The organism is Vibrio navarrensis, assembly GCF_000764325.1.
GTDB classification, from domain to species: Bacteria; Pseudomonadota; Gammaproteobacteria; order Enterobacterales; family Vibrionaceae; genus Vibrio; species Vibrio navarrensis.
Map to the genome: position 1 here is coordinate 1,912,856 of NZ_JMCG01000001.1, position 21,453 is coordinate 1,934,308.

15 protein-coding genes and 2 pseudogenes are annotated in these 21,453 nt (G+C 49.3%); 6 read left to right on the forward strand and 11 right to left on the reverse strand.

The window, feature by feature from the left end:
* Nucleotides 1–244 precede the first annotated feature (244 nt).
* On the reverse strand, nucleotides 245–760 hold the full coding sequence (locus EA26_RS08460; RefSeq protein ID WP_081947054.1) for a DUF2850 domain-containing protein: 516 nt from the start codon (nucleotides 758–760) through the stop codon (nucleotides 245–247).
* Between the two features lie 202 nt (nucleotides 761–962).
* Between EA26_RS08460 and ppnP the strand changes: the two genes are divergently transcribed.
* Nucleotides 963–1,244: a pyrimidine/purine nucleoside phosphorylase gene (ppnP, locus tag EA26_RS08465; RefSeq protein ID WP_039426699.1), complete on the forward strand. Its 282-nt coding sequence runs from the start codon at nucleotides 963–965 to the stop codon at nucleotides 1,242–1,244.
* 36 nt (nucleotides 1,245–1,280) lie between these two features.
* Here ppnP and EA26_RS08470 read toward each other — a convergent pair.
* The 3 genes and pseudogenes from EA26_RS08470 to EA26_RS08480 all read right to left on the reverse strand — a co-directional run.
* A pseudogene (locus tag EA26_RS08470) lies at nucleotides 1,281–1,952 on the reverse strand (pirin family protein); the annotation flags it as partial.
* A gap of 16 nt (nucleotides 1,953–1,968) precedes the next feature.
* Entirely contained in the window at nucleotides 1,969–3,096 is a 1,128-nt protein-coding gene (locus tag EA26_RS08475; protein WP_039426512.1) for an ISAs1 family transposase, read from the reverse strand.
* A gap of 94 nt (nucleotides 3,097–3,190) precedes the next feature.
* Nucleotides 3,191–3,376, reverse strand: a pseudogene (locus EA26_RS08480) (cupin domain-containing protein); the annotation flags it as partial.
* A 254-nt stretch (nucleotides 3,377–3,630) separates the two neighbouring features.
* On the opposite strand from EA26_RS08480, the gene EA26_RS08485 reads away from it, so the two are divergent.
* Nucleotides 3,631–3,906, forward strand: a complete 276-nt coding sequence (locus tag EA26_RS08485) for a hypothetical protein (RefSeq protein ID WP_039426701.1) — start codon at nucleotides 3,631–3,633, stop codon at nucleotides 3,904–3,906.
* A 10-nt stretch (nucleotides 3,907–3,916) separates the two neighbouring features.
* Here EA26_RS08485 and EA26_RS08490 read toward each other — a convergent pair whose 3' ends face one another.
* Together EA26_RS08490 and glgX are read right to left on the reverse strand one after the other, a co-directional pair.
* A complete protein-coding gene (locus EA26_RS08490; protein ID WP_052079660.1) occupies nucleotides 3,917–5,110 on the reverse strand; it encodes a GGDEF domain-containing protein in 1,194 nt (397 codons plus the stop codon).
* Between the two features lie 347 nt (nucleotides 5,111–5,457).
* Nucleotides 5,458–7,443 carry a glycogen debranching protein GlgX gene (glgX, locus tag EA26_RS08495; protein WP_193244171.1) on the reverse strand — a complete coding sequence of 662 codons (1,986 nt, stop codon included), beginning with the start codon at nucleotides 7,441–7,443 and terminating at the stop codon, nucleotides 5,458–5,460.
* Between the two features lie 436 nt (nucleotides 7,444–7,879).
* Here glgX and EA26_RS08500 point away from each other — a divergent pair, with 436 nt between their 5' ends.
* The 3 genes from EA26_RS08500 (at nucleotide 7,880) to EA26_RS08510 (ending at nucleotide 10,956) form a co-directional block, all read left to right on the forward strand.
* On the forward strand, nucleotides 7,880–9,148 hold the full coding sequence (locus EA26_RS08500; protein ID WP_193244172.1) for a carbohydrate porin: 1,269 nt from the start codon (nucleotides 7,880–7,882) through the stop codon (nucleotides 9,146–9,148).
* Nucleotides 9,149–9,222: 74 nt separating this feature from the next.
* Nucleotides 9,223–10,065, forward strand: a complete 843-nt coding sequence (locus tag EA26_RS08505) for a MalM family protein (protein ID WP_193244173.1) — start codon at nucleotides 9,223–9,225, stop codon at nucleotides 10,063–10,065.
* Between the two features lie 54 nt (nucleotides 10,066–10,119).
* Entirely contained in the window at nucleotides 10,120–10,956 is an 837-nt protein-coding gene (locus EA26_RS08510) for an alpha/beta hydrolase (RefSeq protein WP_039426710.1), read from the forward strand.
* An 87-nt stretch (nucleotides 10,957–11,043) separates the two neighbouring features.
* On the opposite strand, the gene EA26_RS08515 is transcribed toward EA26_RS08510, so the two are convergent.
* From EA26_RS08515 to EA26_RS08525, 3 genes are all read right to left on the reverse strand, one after another.
* Nucleotides 11,044–13,806, reverse strand: a complete 2,763-nt coding sequence (locus EA26_RS08515) for an amylo-alpha-1,6-glucosidase (RefSeq protein WP_039426713.1) — start codon at nucleotides 13,804–13,806, stop codon at nucleotides 11,044–11,046.
* Between the two features lie 61 nt (nucleotides 13,807–13,867).
* Nucleotides 13,868–15,046 carry a maltose/maltodextrin ABC transporter substrate-binding protein MalE gene (gene malE, locus EA26_RS08520; protein WP_039426715.1) on the reverse strand — a complete coding sequence of 393 codons (1,179 nt, stop codon included), beginning with the start codon at nucleotides 15,044–15,046 and terminating at the stop codon, nucleotides 13,868–13,870.
* A gap of 237 nt (nucleotides 15,047–15,283) precedes the next feature.
* Entirely contained in the window at nucleotides 15,284–17,056 is a 1,773-nt protein-coding gene (locus tag EA26_RS08525) for an alpha-amylase family protein (RefSeq protein ID WP_039426718.1), read from the reverse strand.
* Nucleotides 17,057–17,290: 234 nt separating this feature from the next.
* On the opposite strand from EA26_RS08525, the gene EA26_RS08530 reads away from it, so the two are divergent.
* On the forward strand, nucleotides 17,291–18,466 hold the full coding sequence (locus EA26_RS08530; protein ID WP_039426721.1) for a tetratricopeptide repeat protein: 1,176 nt from the start codon (nucleotides 17,291–17,293) through the stop codon (nucleotides 18,464–18,466).
* Between the two features lie 96 nt (nucleotides 18,467–18,562).
* Here EA26_RS08530 and EA26_RS08535 read toward each other — a convergent pair whose 3' ends face one another.
* A complete protein-coding gene (locus EA26_RS08535; RefSeq protein WP_039428907.1) occupies nucleotides 18,563–19,267 on the reverse strand; it encodes a DUF445 family protein in 705 nt (234 codons plus the stop codon).
* Nucleotides 19,268–19,430: 163 nt separating this feature from the next.
* Nucleotides 19,431–21,287: an ABC transporter ATP-binding protein gene (locus tag EA26_RS08540; protein WP_039426724.1), complete on the reverse strand. Its 1,857-nt coding sequence runs from the start codon at nucleotides 21,285–21,287 to the stop codon at nucleotides 19,431–19,433.
* Nucleotides 21,288–21,453 lie beyond the last annotated feature (166 nt).

Below are 21,453 nucleotides of genomic sequence, written 5' to 3' on the forward strand. Positions count from 1 at the left end.
ATAAGCTGCCAGTGAATGAGTTCACTTGGCATCATGGACAGTATTGAAGAGTCTTTTTTTTTCAGCAAAAAAAATTAAAGCGCTTTTCGAGTGACCAGAGAGAAATTGATGGAAGAAAAGGACGTGTTACATTGAAAATGGAACCGTGGCATAAAGTTTTATAAATTATCGTACGGCATTGTGAAAATTTTGCAGTTTGACATGATTTGGTCATATGTCAGTGATTTCACCATCGCAGGATGCATCAATTAGAAATGTTGAAATGTTCTCGCAATGCTTGGCGACGCTCTTGCGCAGCTCCACCAGAGCTCGGCAACACTGTGTGTTCAAAGCCTTTTTTCACTAGCCGCTGAGTTGGGGAGTCCGGAATGATACGGCGTAATTGAGGTGAATTGGCGTTACCTGCCAATTGATAGACGGTCAAACCAATACCCGTCTCAATGGTGATGCGTTTGCCATTAAACTGATAGCTGGTGGCGATCAAACGATTATTGCGATACACACCTTTGTCACTCAAGGTCAGTATTTCGGTTTGATAGGGGGGCGCACCAATTTCAATCCAATCGCCATATACATTGGATGGGTCAATGTATTTCTGGTACTCGATATAAATTCGGTAAGAAAAATAAGTCACTAGAGCAAGGAAAAACAGTGTTACGGTCGAGGCAACCAAAATACGCCGGATGCGACGTCTTCGCTCTGCCTCTTCCCGATTGTCGTCCAGTTTACGATTTTCGTTGGTGGTTTTACTTGTGTTCATACATCATCCTTGTTCATGGCTAATAGTGGTTTTTTTGCGCCCAATTAGCAACTTTTCCCTCAGAAAGTTTGTACTTTTCTGTGTGAGCGATGTGGTGATGAGCTTTTTTATCACCACGCAAGGAATGGCTTGAGGTCGATGGGAAAACACGGTAAAAAGAGGTTCCGCATCCAGCGGTAATTGAAGTGTTTAAGGATAAACAATGATCAAAGAAAACAGCTATTTTGCAGGTACCGTTAAATCTCTTGGCTTCGAACAAAACGGCGAAGACAGTAGCGTGGGTGTGATGCTGCCAGGCAATTATACTTTCGGTACCGATGCCCCTGAGCGCATGACGGTGATTAAAGGTTCCTTGGTCATTAAACGCGCCGGAGAGGATACTTGGAGTACCTACAATGCAGGTGAAGCGTTTGAAGTGGCGGGTAAATCTTCTTTCGACTTACAGGTCAAAATCGCCACTGCTTATCTGTGCGAATACTTATAAAAACAAAGGGTCCGAATCTCGGGCCCTTTTCTCTACCTAGACAAATTTGCCCGTTTGGTAATCTTTGATGGCTTGCTCAATTTCTTCCACGCTGTTCATCACAAAAGGGCCGTAGTGCACGATAGGTTCATGGATTGGCATTCCAGCAAGAATCAGTGCGCCGCTTTCCTCTAATGCAGACAGTTTAAGTTGGTCTGCGCTGCTCAAAATGCCGAGTTGCCCTGCACTGATAAGGTGTTGGTCAATGGCAATTTTCCCTTGGTAGACAAACACTAAACATTGAAAGTCTGGCGGGATCTCGACCGTGAGATCATGGGCGGCGTTGCTGCGCCAATCGGCAATGGTCATGGCTATCGAACTGCTTTGCAGCGGGCCAGCGATCTCCTGCGCATCGATAGATAGCGCTCCGGCAATCACGCGGACTAAGCCCCAATCCGGATGGCTTTTTTCGGTAATGCTCTCAGGCTGGAAATCGTGGTATTGCGCTGGCGACATTTTGTTTTTGGCTGGCTGGTTAATCCAGATCTGAAAACCATGCAACTGCCCATCCGTCATAATCGGCATTTCGCTGTGTATCACGCCGCGACCTGCCGCCATCCATTGAGCCCCACCACTTCTCAGTTCTCCGACATTCCCCATATGATCTTTATGCTGAAAATGACCATTGAGCATATAGGTCAAAGTTTCAATACCGCGATGCGGATCAGGGCGTCCGCATGAGTGGTTAGAATTTAGTCATTGACTTAAATCCAGCGACTAAGACTTGCTCCAAGAAGCCGGGGTTCATCATGCAACGTTTCTGCTTCATTGGCACACTAATTTTGCTTGGCTCAGCTCTTAGCATGTTAAGCGCCATGTGTCTTAAACCTGCCAAATTTTCAGCCGCGTTTTGTCGGTAAATCTGACAAGCATCTTCTCGCATGCTCACATCTAAAATCCAGTGCATTGACTCTATGCCCCAGTGGGCTCGAATGGCATTTCCTGCCTGCTCCGCGGTCAGGTCTGCTGAACTTATGTAGTAGCGGTACTCCAACTTTGGCGCTTTACCTTTGGCTACTCGGTAATTTTCAACCATGACAATACTGGCGAGTCCGCTCCACGTTGAGAAGTCACCCTCTAACTCACTAGCCTTGAGTACATGGCAAGTACGTGCTTCAACGCGGCCTTTTTGTTTCTCGATTTGATAAGTGGTTTTGTCAATCGGGGCACGGCGGTGTGGGGCGAAGGCTGTCTGTATGGCTGCCGACAACTTGCCTTGATTCCCCTTTACTGCCAACAAGTAATCACCGCCCTTGCTAGTGATCGCCTTGGCAATCTTGGTCTGGCAGGCCATCGCATCAATCGTCACGATAGCTCCTCGCAAGTCGAGCATCTTAATAAGCTCTGGAATCGCGGTAATTTCATTGCTCTTATCGTCAGTTTTGAGTTGGCCCAATACCAGTTGGTTGGCACTTGCATAGGCGCTCACCATATGGATGGTGCTTTTCCTGTCGTCTCTATCGTAGGAGCCGCGCAAAGTCTTGCCATCAATGGCAACCACCTCACCAAACGTCATGGTATGTACCGCATTCATCCAACCCAGGAAGCAGTCGCGAAACTCGGCAGGATCAATATTTGCAATCAAACGAGCAAAGGTATCGTCGACAGGCACACCGTTTTCAAACAGTCCCTGTTTAAGAAACCACTCATGGTGGCCAAGAACATATTCACGAATGTCAGTCCAGCCTTGACCTCCGGCTATCACGGCACAGATAGACCCAAACAAAATATCAAACAGAGGATAATCAACTTTTGCACTTTGCCGTTTGTCACGGATGATACTGAAATGCGCTTTGATGGTATTAATATTCATGGTCGCTCCCCAAAAGAAGAGCATAAGATCACAGACCGTGCTTCAGGTCAAATTTAACCTTGCGTTGTACAAGAAATGTTCATGATCTTGCCCTGCGATGCGGATGTGGTGGAAAGCCGCCGATATAGTCGGCCGCCTCATCTGATTTCAGCTCGTCAATCATCAGAAAGGGAGAAAAGTTCGGTTGGTTAAAACCCGCGACACGACGAATATTTACCCCGTCACCATCTGAGGTTCGAACGGCGCGATGGAGTTGTTTTACAGTGCGGTATGAGGACATGGCTGACTCCTTGTTTTTCCAATGAGTTTAATGACATTCGTCTAATGAGAGCAGGTTGGAAAGTTGTTCAACATGTTCGAAAGATTTGAAAACCAGAAAGTGTTTTGGCGAGAAAATTTGTATCCTGCTCTGGACAATTCTGCATGTCGGAAACACATGCTTACGGTTTTCACTCTCATTTGAGAGACGTATTTAAACCGTCACAGGGGGAATTGACTATACTCACAGTAGGCTAGCTAAGACGGAGGTGTCGTGTGGCTGTACAACCGAAACACAGTGATCATCCCGCTCATTATGATGTACCGGATATGACCAACGAGCAGCGACATCGCTTTACCTCAGTGGCCAACAAAGCACAGGTAAGAAAAGAGCAGTTGGAAGTGCGTCCCACCATTATTAAAACAGCCAAACGGGCAGCGTTGAAGCCAGTGGTACAACCGCGGCCAAATAAAATCAATAAAGTGCGTTATGCCATTTGGTTATGTACTTTTTTAGCTGTCTGTTTGTGGCTGATGTATATGGCGGGGTAGTTCAGGCTCATTAATGTTTGCTTGGGCGTTGGCGAGGTATCAAGGGTGACACATTCGACATAGAGGCTGTCTGATACGTTTCCAACGGGTTACTAAAGCGCTTTTGCTCGTCCTCATTGTAGTAAGCGAAACGATTCTTACCTGCGTGCTTGGCTTTGTACATGGCTTTGTCTGCGCAGCGTTTCAGCTCTGAGAGCTCAACAGCATCTTGCCCGTATATCGCCGCACCTAAACTTAAGGTCAAACCTTGAATTCGCTCATTCGCTTGATAGCCAGTGCGATAGAGCGCAATGATGCGTTTGAGGATGTTGTCCAGATCTTGGCGACTTTTCACATCATAGAGCATCAAGACAAATTCATCGCCAGCGAAACGGGCGATGGAGTAATCATGCTTGTCGGTGCGGCGATCTTTATTGCGGATGTTATTTTTCAGCCTTCGAGCAAAATGTTGCAGCACCTTATCGCCAACATCATGGCCGTAGTTGTCATTGATGGTTTTAAAATTGTCGATATCAATGAAGATAAGTGCGGTGATGCAAGTCGTGGGTGTGGCGTCTATATCTTTGAGCTTCTCTTTTGCCCAGCTCTCGAAACTCCAGCGATTGGCTAACCCAGTGAGCTTATCGGTATAGGCGAGATCTTCGATACCTTCGAGGTAGAGTGAATGGACGTAACTGATCAATCTATAGTGGTAAAACGCAAAGGCATGACAAATAAGGCTGGTGAAAATTAAGGCGATCACAAGGCTGTAGGCAGTCTGGATCGGATACCCTTGCGCGGGATGGCTGACAAGCAGAGTCAGGCAAACGGTGAGACAAAAAAGTAAGTTTAGTAACAAGCCGATTTTAAAACGGTTAATTAGAATGACTGCGCTTAGAATGGGGAACAACCACAGCAAGCGATCAGGGTTTGGCGTGGTGTGGAAAATCATCGGCATTGCGCCAAGCAATAAAATGACACTCAAAATCAGGTCGGCGTTAAGGCCTTTACCGCTGCGTTGAAGGTAAGCAAATACCACTAAGCTCAACAAAGCAAACGCACCATTGAGTAGCGCAATACTCAGATGAGCCGCCAACGCTTGTTCAATGGTGTGGTAGAGAAACAGTCCGCAGGAGGCGAGCGAGCATATGCTGACAATTTTGCGCTTTCTCGTCAGCCTTATATCCGCCATTTCTTCGATATGTTGTCCTGCTAAACTGGCCATTTTCCCTCAATAAATTCTGTAACCTGTACTCCTTCACAGCGTAATTGTAGTTGAGAAATGGATTTTTGAACCAATACCTCAAAAGTGTTAGTTAGGTATGGTGATATGTGAGACTGAACGGATTGTCGCAGTGTTAGATATTTGTCGTTACGACCATCGGCTTTCTTTGGCCTAAAGCAAGGGAATGTAACGTGTTACGCATGTTGTCGGCAAAAATTTGACTATCAATAGGTGACAAGATGCATAGCGAAAAGAAACATTAAGAATGTTGTTTAATAACGAAATAATCTAAAAAAGCCAATGGCGTCAAAATCAGAGAGGCTGGTTTTGCCAGCCTCTACTTTGTGTTATTCAGCAAGTCTGCTTTTGGGTGCTTCTTGGGGCTGATAGTGTAATATCGCCATCGACACCGGAGAGAGCAATAACTCGCCCTCTGCGTGCCCAGGCGAGATATTACGTACGTTGGTATCACAGATCAGCGTCCAGGTTTGTTTACAGTCATTGGGCAGGGTAAAACGTGCCGGAGCGCTGGTTTGGTTGATGAGATAGACCATTTCCGCGCCATCTTTGCCAATACCAATATGCAGTGCCACCGCGCTTAAACGATTCCAATCTTCGTGCTCCATTGGTGAGCCATCCACTCTACGCCAAAAAATGCGGTTGAGGTTGCGGTTTGAGCCACTGAACGCACGAATAAACGGCACCATATAGGTCTGTCGATTGGCCACCATCTGGGAAAGCCAGTGTTTAAAATCTCGCTTACGCTCTGATGATTGCCAATTAAGCCAACTGGTTTCGTTGTCCTGACAATAGGCGTTGTTGTTGCCCTTTTGTGTGTGAGACAACACATCGGCGGTTAGAACATGCGGGATACCAAAGGCAAACAGTAGGCTCGCCATAAAGTTGCGCTTTTGCTTTTCACGCGTGGCGATCACCATCAAGTTCTCTGTGGGGCCTTCTACGCCATAGTTTTCAGAGCGGTTGTCACCGTGCCCATCGCGGTTTTGTTCGCCATTGTCTTCATTGTGCTTATGCTTGTAAGACACCAGATCTTGCATGGTGAAACCGTCGTGATAGGTGATGTAATTCACGGTGAGTTTGTATGGCCAGTTTACCGCGCTGTAGATATCACGCGAACCCATCAAACGGGTGGCAAACTCTTTGAGATAGCCTTGATCGCCACGCCAAAAACTGCGAGTGATGTCGCGCAGCTTGTCGTTGCACTCGTTCCAACCAAACGGGAAATTGCCGACTTGGTAGCCATTTGGCCCAATATCCCAAGGTTCGGCGATCAATTTGGTCTCTTTTAAAATAGGATCCTGCGCGACCGCTTTGAAAAATGCCGCTTCCGGGTTGTAGTCATCCCCTTGGCGGCCCAGCGTGGCAGCGAGATCAAAACGAAATCCGTCGACTTTGAACTCACTTACCCAGTAGCGCAAGGTATCCATAATCAAGTTGAGCGCAGGTTGATAGGTGAGATCCATCGTATTGCCGCACCCGGTAAAGTTGGCAAAATGGCTACCATGTTTAAAGTAAAAGCGTGAATCGAGTGCTTTTAGGTTAAACACGGTTGGGCCAGCGCCGCCTTCTGCGGTGTGGTTGTAAACTACATCCAGAATCACTTGAATACCGTGGCGATGCAGTTCCCGTATTGCGGTTTTAAGCTCAAGCACCGCGTCTTTATCGGCGTAGCGCGGGTCAGGCACCATAAACAAATAAGGGTTGTAGCCCCAATAGTTCACTTTGCCCATATCGAGCAAATGTGGCTCGTGCATGCAGGCGGCAATGGGCAACAGCTGTAAGGTGTTGATGTTTTGCTCTTTGTAAAACGCCAGCATGGGCTTACTCACTAAGCCCAAATACCGACCCTGTTCGCTCACCGCAACATCAGGGTGAAGTTTACTCACTCCCTTTACATGCGTTTCAAACAGAATCATCTCTTCACGTGCAATACGAGGGTGATCGGTATCTTGCCAATCGAAATCATCCTGATAGACCACGCACTTGGGCATAGCGAAGCTTTTTTCTGCGCTGTAAGGTGTCTTGTAATGTAGTGGCCCATCTAAGGCTTTGGCATAGGGATCGGAAAGGAGCAATGGCCCTTCCTCGCTATCCACTAGGTAGCCATATTTTTGCCCAGCTTTAATGCCCGGAACAAAAGTGTAACGAATGCCCGCGTACTCATTTTCTAGCTCATAGGTTTTGAATTGTTTTTTTTCATCAAACAGAGCCAAACGAATCGACGGACAGTCCGGTGCATGTATGGCAAAGTTGCACCCCGTTTGGTGTAACGTAGCACCCAGAGGGTATGGGCGTGAGAGCGATGCTGTCATGGTTATTTTTCTTGGGTCTTTATCCATATTCTGAACTATTAGTAAAAAACTTTGTCACAAAGAGGTCAAGCGCCTCTCAAAGATTAATGTATATGTAATAAAATTACTTTCTACCTACCATTGTTGGCAAAAATATGAATTGTGCCTCACTTTGTAGCGCGAAGATCTCTAGCAAAGTTACTAACTCCACCCTAATTCAGTGATCCTGCTCTATTAAACATCGTTCTGTAAAATCTATCCTCCTTTCTCATCCCCCCCATTTTTTTTGGGGGTGGAGGACGCTATTCTGTTCCTCCTCTCTTAGCATAGTCGGTGTTGAAACAACTGGGGACTTTGTCCCATCTTACCTCTCTTTCTTTAGGTGATTTTTACTGCCTACTTCATCTTGAGAGCGAGCGGGGAGAAAGAACGATAAATACCCTTAATGGAGTTAAGAATGAAAAAAGTAAGTTTGATCGCTGCCGCAGTGGCTTCTACGTTAGCAGCGGGTACTGCCTTTGCTGTTGGTACTGACGTTACAACCGACGGATGGGAAGTTCACGGTTACATGTCTTCGAACGTGCGTGTTGTTGATGGCACCACCACTGATACTGAATTTGGTAAACCTGACTACCTAACGGCTGGTACTCACGGTAAGAGTACTAACCAAGTTGAGTTTACAGTGAAAAAACACACTGAATACGAGAACGGTGTATGGGCGGATTATAATTTACGTGCTGAGTACGGTAACGGTAACTCTTACGCGTATTCTTCTTCTGGTAGCCAAAAAGCAAACGATACAGCTCAGTTTGAAGTGAAAGAAGCGTTTGTTGAGCTCGGTGGCATTCTAGGCGAAGACACTTCTATTTGGGGTGGCCAACGTTTTCTAAACCGTAGCGCAGGTATCCTATCGGGTGAATTCTGGAAGCAATCCTCAGGTATCGGTGCGGGTATTCAAACTAAACTTGCAGGCAAAACTGCAGGTATTGCATACGTAATGGCCGATCCTGATGCAGGAAGTGCAAATCCGAATAATACTCGTCAAACCAACTCTTCTATTGACCTGTACTTCTACGGTGTTGATGCTGGTATTGGTAGCCTTGATTTCGACCTAAAACTTGGTCGCCAAGCAAAAGATGGTAAAGATGATGACGGCGTCGGCGCATCGGTGACTCTAAATACAAGCTACTACGGCCTAGACGGTTGGACTCAAACCGCGATTGCATACGGTAAAGGTGTAATGCAAAACCGCGGTGTGAACTTCGGTGGCTGGTCAGGCGGTGATGACAAAGCTGAGTCTCTATTCTTCACATCTTACGGTGTATTGAACATCTCAGATAAGATGCAACTAGGTACGGAAGCAACATACTTCACAAGCTTGGATACCCTGTTTGGGCAAGAAGACCTTACTCGTTGGATTTTAGCTGCTCGTCCTTCTTACAAACTAAGCGACAATGTTCGTCTAGAAGCGACAGCATCTTATGGCAATGAAGAGCTTGGCAAGCCAGGTGATTGGGGTCGAGGAAAAGACGCGGATGAGACGAAAGTTATCAACTTAGAGATTGCGACCGCATTTACAGCAAACTCAGATTACTTTGGTCGTCCACAAGTTAAGCCTTACATCAGCTACATCAAAGCGGATGATGAGACTAGTGCGGGTGTTATTGGTATCGAAAACGGAAAAGACCAATTTGTCTTTGGTGTCCACACTGAAATTTGGTTCTAAACCATTTAGTATTAAAGGCAGCCCACGGGCTGCCTTTTTGACTTTGTATCCTACAACCTATAGTGAGAAATAAAATGAAAAACAAACACTCTTTGTTAGCAGTCGTGCTGGGTGCCTTGCTTACCGGTTGTGCATCGGATGCCAAGGTGCAAACAGAACTTACTCCTCCGACTAATGCTGAAGTCTGTTGCACCGATTTTGCTCAGTTTCCTTACGCTCAGCTGAACGATAACGAAGATTTCAAATTTGATGTCGATCTTGCCTCGCCAGTGGGCACTTTTTCTGCGGGCAATAGCCACTTTGCGGCATTTCGCTTTAGCGAGCGCAGCGGCGATGTCACGGTGACGCTCTCCAGTCTGATGATTGATGACTCGGTGTTTGCGCCAGAAGTGCTGCTGCTGGATAACCAGTTTCAAGTGGTTGAGACCTTAAAACTGCAAGATTTCCAGATTTTGCCGTCCGATGCTTTCACCCGCACACGTTATATTGAAAAATTCACCACCAACGCAGAGCAAACCCCGTACTTTGTGATTTACACTCCCGCCGATCAATTGGGCAAACAAGTGACGGTTGACCATCCTGCGAAAATACGCGCCAAAGAATTTGGTGAAGTCATGCCGATGGTGGTTGATCCGGTTTATACCTATCGTTTAGGCGGACGTATTGAGTTGCAGGTTGAGACGCGTAAATTGCGTCCATTCCGCGCGGCAGAAACCGTACAATCGGTACAAATGCCAGTCGTAGAAAAAACCATTCAAGCACAGCCAGAGTCGCAGCAGTTTTACTTGTCTGCGATTGAACAAGCGGTGGCGGCAGGCGATATTCCTAAAGCGCTGAGCCTATTGGATGAAGCCAAAGCGCTCAATATTCCCGGCGCGCAAGAGACGTTTGTCCGCGCGGTCAATCAGATGAAATAAATCCCTTCGTTTTTAGACGCTCCTTGTGAGCGTCTTATTTTTAAGGAGCTTGTCATGGCATTTGATCCTGAACGTTTACAGATTCTGGATGCTTTTCACTTGCCGCAGTTGGCGCGCGAGCGAGCCATTCGTCTCTATCTGCCACGTGACTATCACACCACTTTGCGCCGCTATCCGGTCATTTACATGCAGGATGGACAGAATGTGTTTGACGATGCCACAGCCAGTTATGGCCGCAGTTGGCGGGTTGGGGAGACGTTAGATGCGCTGCATGAGCAATCAGGAGAGGGCGCGATTGTGGTCGCCATCGATTGTGGAGAGGATCTACGTCGCTTTAATGAATACTCGCCGTGGCAAATGGATGCACAGTTTGAGTTGCCCGGGCGCGATATACAGGGGCTGCACGCCTCTGGTGGAGAAGGCGAAGCGTACGTGCGTTTTCTCGCAGAGACGCTCAAACCATACATCGACCAGCATTATCGGACGTTGAGCGACCGCCAGCACACTGTCATTGCGGGCAGTTCGATGGGCGGTTACATCAGCTTGTATGCGGGAATGACGCGCCCGGCGGTATTTGGCGTTTTGGGTGTTTTTTCTCCGGCGTTCTGGTTTAATCGCCAAGCGATGTTTGATTTGGTCGAACGCACCACGCTTGTTTGCCCAATGCGCATTTATATGGATATGGGCAGCGACGAAACCAGCGATCACGCCCGCAGTGATTTTGCCCAAGTCTATCTGCAAGGCTCGCGCGATATGCACGCGCTGCTACAAAACAAAACCAACCTTGAGGTGGAGTACATCGAAGGGGCTGGTCATCAGCACAATGAGCTCGCTTGGTCACTGCGCTTTCCACACTTTGCGCGTTGGGCTTTGTCTGCCGAAAAGGCTTGAGCTTGAACGCCAATCAATAATAAGCCACCAATAAAAAGCACTGGGGTTGCCAGTGCTTTTTATTGGTCGAGATCTATTCTGCTGTGTTTAATCCTGTGCGATGTTGAGCTTCTCCGCCATGCGCTTTTGCAGCAAGTAGTCACTTTGCGTCAGCGCTGGATGCTCGCGTTGCCAGTCCGGTTGAGCAAAGCTGAGCCCATCGAGCAATGGATAGTGCACCGCAGTGCTTTCGACGCAGTGCACATCGCTCGGGGATAAAGTGACCTCGCCATCGCGGATAGTCACCTGCTGCTCGCTTTGCAGCGCTGCCGTTATTTGCAGATGTTTGTCGCTCGTCTCCAACTCCAGCAGCAAGGTGATCGATGGCTCGTCACGCTCGGCTTTTACACTGTAAATAATGCCATCCTCGTTGCTTGTCATCTCAAACCACAGCGCATTATCTTGGCCAAAGGGCAGGCGCGCTTTGAACTGCTGCCAAGCGCTTGGCAGGGTAGGGCGCAAAATAATACGCTGCTCGGCGAGGCGCGGCGTAAAGCCGAGATAATCTTGCTGTGCGTTGCGCGCATACTCAGAGACCGACCACGCTTGCGCGTAAGTGCCTGTCATCACCAAGGCGTTTTCATCTGATTGATACGCATCGAGGTTTTCACTCATGGTGCCACGATGCCCTTGGGTTAAGATCTGCTGAGCGAGATTTTTACTCAGCTTATAGGCAAAATCTTGCTGCTTGAATTGGCACAAAGCACTGACGGTAAAGCCAGCATTCCAGCCCCAAATGGTGCCGTTGTGGTAAGCCGCATCTTTATGATATTCGCTGCGATTGTCGTGATAAGGGTGGAAATCGAGGTGATCTTGCGCCAAAGAACAAATGCCCCATGGAAAGAGCAACTGCTCAACGCTGTTTTTAACTAAATGCTGGCCAATCTCGGCAGCAAGCAAGTTACGTTTCATCGGGATGGTTAATGTCATCAACTGATTGGGGCGCTGGCTGAGATCGGCCTCTTCACTATCACGCAGGCAATCGGCTAAACAGCAAATCTCTGGTTGCCAAAACTTCGCGACAAAGCTCTGTTGCGCTTTGGTGGCGAGCTGGTGGCAGTGCTGAGCAAACGCCTCATCACCTTGCCAAAGAGCCAGTTGTTCGGCAGTTTGCAGGCTTTCAAACCACAATGCCTGAATGTCGTTGGCTTTCGGTCCACGTGGCGACCACGGGATCTGGCCATTGATTTTGGCGTCCATCCACGTATCCGGATCGCGATGCGACATCAAGCCATCGTCGCTTAAATAGTGCTTTTCTACCCCTTGGATAAAGCGTTTCACCACAGGATAGATCTGCTCGGCAAATGTCATATCTCCGCTGTAGTGGATGTATTCCATCACTTCGCGAATCATCCACGGCGTACCATCGGTGGTGTTGTAAATGATGTTGGTTTTACTGGTGACGCGATTGGGAATGCGGCCATGATTGACGTCATCCAGATCCTTCTTTTGCATGGCGGCAAAGTTATTGATGATCTCACGTGCTTCGTCAAACGCGCCGTTTACTAGTGACGTGCCGGAAAGGGCAATAAAGGTATCGCGACCCCAGCAATCTTTGAACCACGGTAAACCGGCCCAAATACCAGCGCCAAATTCATGGCTGACAAACGTGCGGCTGGCGAGCCTCGCCCACATCACCGCGCGGTTGTATTGCACATCGTCACACCACAGGTAATTGTCGGTCAGGAACTGATAAATTTGCTGTTGATGCTGCTTTTCGGCGTGCTGTTTGGCGGCCAGTTTGGCCTTGTGCAGCGCCTCTGCTGAGTTGTGTTCAAAGCAGAGATAAACACTCAGTTGAGCGCATGCTCGAACCGTACTAAACATCAGTTTGCAATTTTGCCCGTTGAGATGCACAGCGGTGTCGAGCACGGGATACGCATCAAAGCTGGCCTCTTTGGCGCTAATGGCCTGATTGGCGCTGATGGCGATAAAGCGTGGCGCGCCTTCTGGGCACAGCTCAGGTTTCACCGCAATCAATACCATGTCGTCAATCGCTTCAATCGTGCAGTCGTTGAGGCCGAGATTGAGCTCTGGCAGCAGCGACAGCACCGCCTCGGTTTGGCTTTCGACGCTGAGTGTCACCAAGCGTTGCCCTGCCGCCATCGAGAGGCGATCTCGGCTATGGCTGGCAAACTGGTGCTCAATGCCGTAAGGGAGTAAACGTGCGCTGCTCGCTTGGGTTTTATCCAGCAGTTTGCCATCGACAAAAGCGGCGAAGCCGCCTAAGTACCAACCTTGATGATGTCGATAACGGCCCGCGCCAACAAAGCAATGGCTGCGCCCTTCGTAGTAGCCATCGACGTTGTCGCCAAACACAAACGCAAAGGAACCCGTCTCTTCAATGGCGAGGGTATCGAACAGCTCGTTGGCCGAGAGCGCGCCGTGACGCGTGTTGAGCGCTGGCAGCGGATCGCAATCGATCTTGAGCGCGCTATCAAGCAGCGCGCGCTGGGCGAGCGCTTGTTGGTTGCTTGCGCCAGAAGTGATGGTCAGCGTGGGGGCGGGGCCGGATAAGTCCAGCGTCAAGGTAAAACGGCCAGTTTGGCTGGGAGTAAAGGCGAGATCGTTGCCGATGCCTTGGGTGCTGATCAGCGTTTGTGGCTGATCGAGATTAAGCGCCACTGCTTTGGTTGGATGCGCGGCCAGTGTCCATTGCGCGCTGCCATCCATATCGGCAATTTTGTATTGATGGCGGTCGGCGGAAAACACCACGCTGACTTGCAGCTGTGAGTCAGAAATAGGCACAAAGGGGGTATCAAGTCCCCAACCGTTAAAGGTGCCTTTTAAATATAAAGTGGGCATAGGCATAATTTTCTTCCCAAAAACGAAAAAAGGCACAGCGAACTGTGCCAAGGATACGATGAAATCGTTATTTAGTGATCTGTTTGGCTGCGGTATCCAGCGCTTGTTTAACGCTCTGTTTGCCTTGCATGGCGTTATCAATCGCGGCGCCTTCAGCAAACCAGTAAGCGGTCATTTGCGGAATGTTTGGCATAATTTCGCCATTTTCCGCGTTGATCATGGTAGATCTGATGCGATCGTCGCTCTCTAGCACTTTCTGGAATGACTTCAACGTCACCGCGCCAAGCGGTTTGTCGTCGTTCATGGTTTTCAGCGCGTCGTCTTTAAACAGATAGTTTTCTAAAAACTCCACTGCAAGATCGGTATTTGGACTGGCCGCGTTGATGCCCGCGCTGAGAATACCAACAAACGGATTGCCTTTGCCGCCGTTTAAAGTAGGCAAAACGGCCACGCCGTAGTTGACGTTCATTTTGTCCAAGTTGCCCCACGACCAAGGGCCGTTGATGGTCATTGCCGCTTCGCCTTTAGTGAAAGCGGCTTCCGAGACAGAGTAATCCATGTCTGGGTTGAGCACGCCTTGGTTAACCATGTCGACGAGGAACTGCAGGCCTGCCACGCCGGCGGAGTTATTCACGCCAGTGCTTTTGGCGTTGTAGCCGCCGTCGATCTTCTCAAAGGCAAACGCGCCGCCTGAGGAGATCACCGGCCAAGTAAAGTAGGCGTTTTTGATGTCCCACATGATGGCTTTCTTGCCTTGCTTTTGCATCTGCTTTTGAATCGCAGGCAGCTCTTCCCAAGTTTTGGGCGGGTTTGGCAGTAAGTCTTTGTTGTAAATCAGCGAAGGCGCTTCAATCGCCAATGGGTAACCGACAATTTTTCCGTTGACGGTCACGGCGTCCCAACTGAAATCAACCAGCTTCTCTTTAAACGCTTTGCTTGGCTTGATCTCATACAACAGGCCCGCTTCCGCGTAACCGCCGAAACGATCATGGGCCCAGAAGATGATGTCTGGGCCGCCGCCTGTGGCCGCATGTTGTTGGAACTTGGCTTCCAGTGATTCTGGGTGCTGGACGATCACTTTTACGCCAGTATCTTGCTCAAATTGTTTGCCAATTTGCGCCAGACCTTCATAGCTTTTATCGCCGTTGATCCAGATGGTGATTTCGCCCTCTTGCATCGCCATGACCGGCGTGGCAATCAAGGTTGCAAGCGTACAGACAGAAAGGGTTTTGATGACTCGTTTCATTGTTATTATTCCGTTTAATATGTTCTGAGTGGAATATTAACGTCTCTTTTGTGGCGGGAGAAATAGCTAAGCGATGCAGTGATATAGGAAAAATCGATATCACACTCTGTAGCGAGGCTTCTAAACCGTGTTATCAAGTCAATGGGCTTGTCACCTTAATGCGAATTTGTGAACAAGCCCAAAAACTAAATATTGCCTCGCCAATCTTGGTGGAATTTGGCTATGTCGCGTTGCCGTTTATTGTTGCAACACCCAAGCGCTGGCCGCAAAGGGCGGCAGTTCAATCCAGACGTCCCCTTGCCCTTGTTGCACTTGCAACTGAATGTCGGCTTGCTCGCCAACCGCATCGCTGAGTGTATAGCTTCCGTCGCTCAGGCCGAACTGGCTGAGCAACTTTTCAGGCAGCGTCACATGGCACGTATTACTCAGATCAGCAGAGAAATTACTCGCCGCTAAGACCAGCGTTTGCTGATCAAAGCGAGCAAACAGATGGCAATGCTGGCCGAGTGCTCTTTGGTTAAGTGGATAGAGATCCATATACTCGCCACACAGCGCAGGGCAATCGAGGCTGAAGTTGAGTAAGCGGGCGTAAAAGGCGCGTAGCGCTTTTTGTTTGTCGCTTAACAGGCCACCGTCAAACAGGCCGTTGTTCATCCATTTCTGATGTTCCGGCACGCCGATGTAGTCAAAAATCGAGGTACGACTTGGCAGGCCAAAGCCCGCGTGTTCATTGCCCGCCTCGCCGACCTCTTGGCCGAAATAGATCATGCTGGGAGAACTGCTCAGCAGCGCCGAGACCAACATGGCCGGGCGACCATAATCGGCGTCGCCAGCAAATTGGGCGTGGGCCAGCCTCTGCTCGTCATGATTGTCGAGAAAATGCAGCATATTGTGCTCAATATCCATCATCTTGGCTTGAATTTCACCGATAATCGCCGTAGATGCTTTGCCCTGAATTACCGCTTTTAGCCCGTCGTACAAATCTACCTTGTCATACAGGTAGTCCATTTTGCCCAGATGAATGTAATCGCGATAGAGATGAGGTTGGTACACTTCTGCCATCAGAAACGCATCGCGGTTGCGCATCTTAATGTGTGAGTTGAGATAGCTCCAAAACTCGACAGGGACCATTTCCGCCATGTCGTAACGGAAACCATCGACGCCAAAATCGAGCCAAAACAGCGTGATATCGCGAAACTTGCGCCAAGAGCTCGGCACCTCTTGCTGCTGCCAAAAGGCAAAGTGTTCCTCAAACGAACGCTGCGCGTAATCGGCTGGCAGTTCGGCGAAATCTTTGCTGCCATCGGGTCGCACGCCGTAGTTCACTTTGACCGTTTCGTACCAGTCATCAAAGTTGGGTTTGGCAAGTCGTGAGCCATTGCCGGTCCACTTGGCGGGAAATTCCTCATACGGCTGTGCCAATTGCGGGTGCGCTTCGCCGCCAAGGGGAGAAAACGGCGCTGGAATATCCGGCAGTTGAAACGCTTGGCCGGGAATGTAGTAGAAGTTGTTGTCGCGGTGATATTCGACCGAGGTGTCGTCGTCAGCACCAAAGTCACGCACTCCTTCAGGATTGTTTAATCCATGATACTTTCGTGCGACATGATTCGGCACGATATCGATGATAACGCGCATGCCGTGATGATGAGTGCGCTCAATCAGCGCGGCGAATTCCGCCATGCGTTCGGCCGGATTGTCGGCCAGATCTGGGTTGACCGAATAGTAATCTTTGACCGCATAGGGGGAGCCCGCCCGCCCCTTTACCACTGCCGGGTGATCGTTGTTGATGCCGTAGGCTTGGTAGTCGCGCACCAAAGCGTGATGCGGAACACCTGTGTACCAAATATGGCTAATACCCAGTTGTTTGATCGCCGCAAGCGCGTCGTCATTGAAGTCACTGAACTTGCCGACGCCGTTCTCTTCTAACGTTCCCCAAGGCTGATTTCGGGCACATTGGTTGCCAAAAAGGCGAGTAAAAACTTGATAAACTGAATATTTTTGTTTTTTCATTGTTTATTCACTTGCAGATGTAGGGTTGGTCAGCGGCTAATTTAGCGAATATGAAATGCATTGAACTCATCCTTGTGGGGGCGTAGAGCTAGGGAGCAAGTGACTGGAGAAAGCGACGTCCGTTTGGCTATCCTCGTAGAATAGCTCAAGAATTTGCGATAAAAGCCGTTAAACTTAGCACGAGGCGTGGTTTAATTAGGCTTAGGATGAGCCAATGATAAAAGAAATGACACTATGAGTATGATGGCGGTTGCAATTGGTGCTACCAGCCTTTCATTGCTGTTGGTTTTTGTCTGGATGTTTTCGCTGTCATTAAGGAAGCAGCGTCTAGAACAGGAAAGGAAAGCAAAAGAGGCTGCGTATCGCAGGGCGATTGAAAAAGCGCGAGAACAGGAACGGCAAGAACGCCTTTTTAAGGCGGAGAGTGGGCACATTCCAACCATTTTGTTTTTAGCCAAGGAAGCAGAACGCACCAACTTAAAAGAGGCGCTCTATTGGTATAACAAAGGCGCACGTTTGGATAACATTAATTGCATGTATGGCATTGTGCGCATCAGTGAACGCATGCGCGAAGATATGGTGCTCAAGGAGCAAGCCAACTTCTGGCGATTGGTGATTGCGGGCGCAGAGGGCAACCTTGGAGCCAAGTTTGAAGCGGGTAAGGCCTTAGTCAACGGCCGTGGGGTAGAAAAGAACATTCCTAAAGGTTACGGTTTAGTGGAAGAAGCGGCGACCAAAGGCAACCTGGATGCCATGCTGTTTATGGGCGATTGGAGCCAGTCTTATCAAAACCCAGACAAATCAAGTGATAGTGCCTTTGAGTGGTATCGCAAAGCGGCGGATTTGGGCAGCGTCGATGGGCAAATTCAGCTTGGCCTAAGCTATTTAAGTGGTTTGGGCACCAGTAAAGATCACACCAAAGGCACCTACTGGCTGGAGCGTGCGGCAGAGAAAGGCAGTGCAGAAGCGATGTTTCATGCTGGTGAAGCGTGGCGCGATTACGGTAAAACGGGCAATGCGCTGGCCTACGTGTGGCTGTTTCTGGCGTCGCATTTTGGTTATGAAAAAGCCCGGGCGATGCGTGATCAAGTAGCGACCAAAATTGGTGTAGATATCGTTGTTGGCTTGCAGTCGGTAGCAAAACCGTTGATGAAGAAACTGGAAGCGGGCAAAGTCGGCAAACATTCGATTATCAAGGCGCTGAACAAGGTCTACAAACGCCCTGCATACTTCCCTCCGTTGGAAAAGCCGCTAGATGCGGACACTCAGTTACTTAGCGATGACGCTGCGTTTGAAGAAACCTTGCTGGCGGATACGGTAGAAGTTGAACAAGAGCCCGTTTCGCCAAACGCCAATTCAGGAAAGCCTTCACTCGACTTTTCTCAGTCTTTCGAAATGCCGAAAAAGTAGCGAAATGTTCTGGTCGACATACTGCAAAACGCCCGCCAAATTGGCGGGCGTTTTAATTGCAAGTAAGGTTCGTTTGCGGCGACAGGCGCTGGCTCGTTAAGCAATGACCGCAGTGATAAGGCCAATTACGCCACCAAACACGCCGCCCCAAACTACCAGCCAGCCTAAATGTTGCTTGATCATCTTTTGCACCATCTCTTTGACCATTTTCGGCGTCAGCTCGTTGAGACGCTGATCGATGATGTTTTCAATATTGGCTTGGATCTCTTCCATCATGGCAGGCGCTTCCAACTCTTCTTTTAACGCCTGCTTAATGCTATCGCTCTGGCTAAGCTCAACCATGGCCGCCTGCATTTTTTCTACGAAAGGTTGTTTGAGTGGCACCAAGGCTTCTGTTCCACCCAACATCGCTAGCATGCCGCCAAACTGCGATTGGGCGATCACATCGACCAAAGAATCAAACGTTGGATTGAAATCCACTTTGGCGATGATCGGCTCAAGATTGAGGCTCTTGCCACCCGCCATCTCTTTGTTGAGGAATTTGTCGATGTTTTCGCGGGTGAAAAATTGTTCCATCATCAGGGTTTTGATCGCCGCTTTGAACTCTTCAAAACGCGCTGGAATGACCCCCGAGCCATACAGCCCTGGCACTTTTTCAAACAGCATATGAATCGCTAGCCAGTTAGTGATCGCCCCAGAAAAAGCAAACAGGCCAGCGTAAAGAAGGTAATCGTTACTTAGCGCGTAGCCCGCAGCCAAAGCGCCAAGCGACAGCAAATTAGTGATTAAGCTTTTGTTCATTAGTACAAAATCTGATTTGAGTTGAGTCATCGGTGCGGCGATTTTAATCACATTTTGTGATCTAAGCCACCCTCGCATGGAGGTTTAAGCGCACGTTTTTCGCTAAAAAAAAGCCCCGAATGAACGGGGCTTGGGGCAACAAATGGGTGTTTTTCGACTGGATTTAGGCGATCTTGCTGTTTTCTTCAGGACAATCGTCGGCGAGGAAGCCGCCAGTTTGATGGGCCCAAAGCTGCGCGTAGATGCCTTTGTTATCCAACAGTTCTTGATGCGTTCCTTGCTCGACGATGTTGCCTTTATCGAGCACGATCAGCCGATCCATCTGCGCGATAGTCGAGAGGCGGTGAGCAATCGCGATCACCGTTTTGCCTTGCATCAACTCGTTCAAGCTCTCTTGGATTGCCGCTTCCACCTCGGAATCGAGCGCAGAGGTCGCTTCATCGAGTACCAGCAGCGGTGCGTCTTTGAGCAACACGCGAGAAATGGCAATGCGTTGGCGCTGGCCGCCAGAGAGTTTCACCCCGCGTTCGCCCACTTGTGCATCGTAGCCGACATTGCCAAACGGGTCGGTCAGCGTTTCGATAAACTCATGGGCGTGCGCCTGTTTGGTGGCGCGCAGCAGCTCTTCTTCGCTGGCGTCGGGGTTACCGTAAAGAATGTTGTCACGGATCGAGCGGTGCAGCAGTGACGTGTCTTGCGTTACCATGCCGATCTGCGCGCGCAGCGAATCTTGCGTGACCTCAGAGATAGTCTGCCCATCGATCTTGATCTTGCCACTTTCCACATCGTGAAAGCGCAGCAACAGGTTAACCAGCGTTGATTTGCCTGCGCCAGAGCGGCCCACCAAGCCGATTTTTTCTCCTGGCTTGATGCTCAGATTGAGATGGTTGATCACTCCTTTGTTCTCGCCGTAGTGGAAGCTGACATCTTCAAACTCGATGCCGCCTTGCGTCACTGTGAGCTCAGTGGCTTGCGGTTTATCTTGGATGGCAATCGGTTTTGCCAGAGTTTTCATCCCGTCAACCACGGTGCCCATGTTTTCAAACAGCGCGCCGACTTCCCACATGATCCACATCGACATGCCGTTGATACGCAGTGCCAAACTGACGGCAATCGCAATCGCGCCGACACTGATTGCCCCGCCCAGCCACAAATAGATAGAGAGCGACGCGATGGAAAATACGAGCACATAGTTGGTGACTTGCACGGCGATGTTAAAGCCCGTGACCAGGCGCATTTGTCGATAGACAGTGCCCAGAAACTCGCGCATACCGTTTTCAGCGTATTGCGTTTCCCGCTTGCTGTGCGAGAACAGCTTCACGGTTTGAATATTGGTGTAGCTATCGACGATACGCCCGGTCATGGTGGAGCGCGCGTCCGCTTGTTCAGAAGCGACACTTTTCAGCTTCGGCACAAAGTAGAGCTGAATGGCGATGTAAATCAGCAGCCAAAACAGCATCGGTACCATGAGGCGCCAGTCCGCCGCCGCCAGCATCACGATGATGCTGGTGAAGTAAACCGAAACATAGACGAACACATCCATGGTTTTCATCACCGATTCACGCACTGCCAGCGATGTTTGCATCACTTTGGTAGCGACGCGGCCGGCAAAATCATCCTGATAAAAGTTCAGGCTCTGATTGAGCAGGTAACGGTGCGCTAACCAGCGAATCGACATCGGATAGTTACCGAGCAGGGTTTGGTGTACCACCAGCGAATAAACCACGACGAGCGTGGGCATCACCACCAACAGCACTAAGCCGTAGTAAATCAGCTCGCTTTGGTTTTGCTCGATAAAGGTACGAGGATCGCTATTGCTCAGCCAATCCACCAGTTGGCCCATCGCGCCAAACAGGGAGACTTCGACCATGGCGACAATGGTTGACAACAGTGACATCAAAATCAGCGGTTTTTCAAAGCCACGAGTGTAGTAGCGGCAAAATGCCAGTAATCCCTCTGGTGGCTGCTCCGGCTGTCCGGCCGGAAACGGATTGGTAAAGCTTTCAAATCGTTTAAACATAACGCGTCCTAAAGTAATGCACCCACACGGACGGAAAGTGCGGGTAAAACGAGACAGAGTGGCTTGGAAGGGCAAAAAGTAGTCTAACGGATTGACGCGGCAAATGTAACTAGTTGGTTATGGCTTTAAGACAATGGTTCGGCGTAGGCGACACTCTGGAGACGAA

What these genes read in the sequence shown, in the direction of transcription:
- EA26_RS08460 (WP_081947054.1), bottom strand. Translation starts at nt 760, where the DNA reads ATGAACACAAGTAAAACCACCAACGAAAATCGTAAACTGGACGACAAT.
- ppnP (WP_039426699.1), top strand. Translation starts at nt 963, where the DNA reads ATGATCAAAGAAAACAGCTATTTTGCAGGTACCGTTAAATCTCTTGGC.
- EA26_RS08475 (WP_039426512.1), bottom strand. Translation starts at nt 3,096, where the DNA reads ATGAATATTAATACCATCAAAGCGCATTTCAGTATCATCCGTGACAAA.
- EA26_RS08490 (WP_052079660.1), bottom strand. Translation starts at nt 5,110, where the DNA reads ATGGCCAGTTTAGCAGGACAACATATCGAAGAAATGGCGGATATAAGG.
- glgX (WP_193244171.1), bottom strand. Translation starts at nt 7,443, where the DNA reads ATGACAGCATCGCTCTCACGCCCATACCCTCTGGGTGCTACGTTACAC.
- EA26_RS08500 (WP_193244172.1), top strand. Translation starts at nt 7,880, where the DNA reads ATGAAAAAAGTAAGTTTGATCGCTGCCGCAGTGGCTTCTACGTTAGCA.
- EA26_RS08505 (WP_193244173.1), top strand. Translation starts at nt 9,223, where the DNA reads ATGAAAAACAAACACTCTTTGTTAGCAGTCGTGCTGGGTGCCTTGCTT.
- EA26_RS08510 (WP_039426710.1), top strand. Translation starts at nt 10,120, where the DNA reads ATGGCATTTGATCCTGAACGTTTACAGATTCTGGATGCTTTTCACTTG.
- EA26_RS08515 (WP_039426713.1), bottom strand. Translation starts at nt 13,806, where the DNA reads ATGCCTATGCCCACTTTATATTTAAAAGGCACCTTTAACGGTTGGGGA.
- malE (WP_039426715.1), bottom strand. Translation starts at nt 15,046, where the DNA reads ATGAAACGAGTCATCAAAACCCTTTCTGTCTGTACGCTTGCAACCTTG.
- EA26_RS08525 (WP_039426718.1), bottom strand. Translation starts at nt 17,056, where the DNA reads ATGAAAAAACAAAAATATTCAGTTTATCAAGTTTTTACTCGCCTTTTT.
- EA26_RS08530 (WP_039426721.1), top strand. Translation starts at nt 17,291, where the DNA reads ATGAGTATGATGGCGGTTGCAATTGGTGCTACCAGCCTTTCATTGCTG.
- EA26_RS08535 (WP_039428907.1), bottom strand. Translation starts at nt 19,267, where the DNA reads ATGAACAAAAGCTTAATCACTAATTTGCTGTCGCTTGGCGCTTTGGCT.
- EA26_RS08540 (WP_039426724.1), bottom strand. Translation starts at nt 21,287, where the DNA reads ATGTTTAAACGATTTGAAAGCTTTACCAATCCGTTTCCGGCCGGACAG.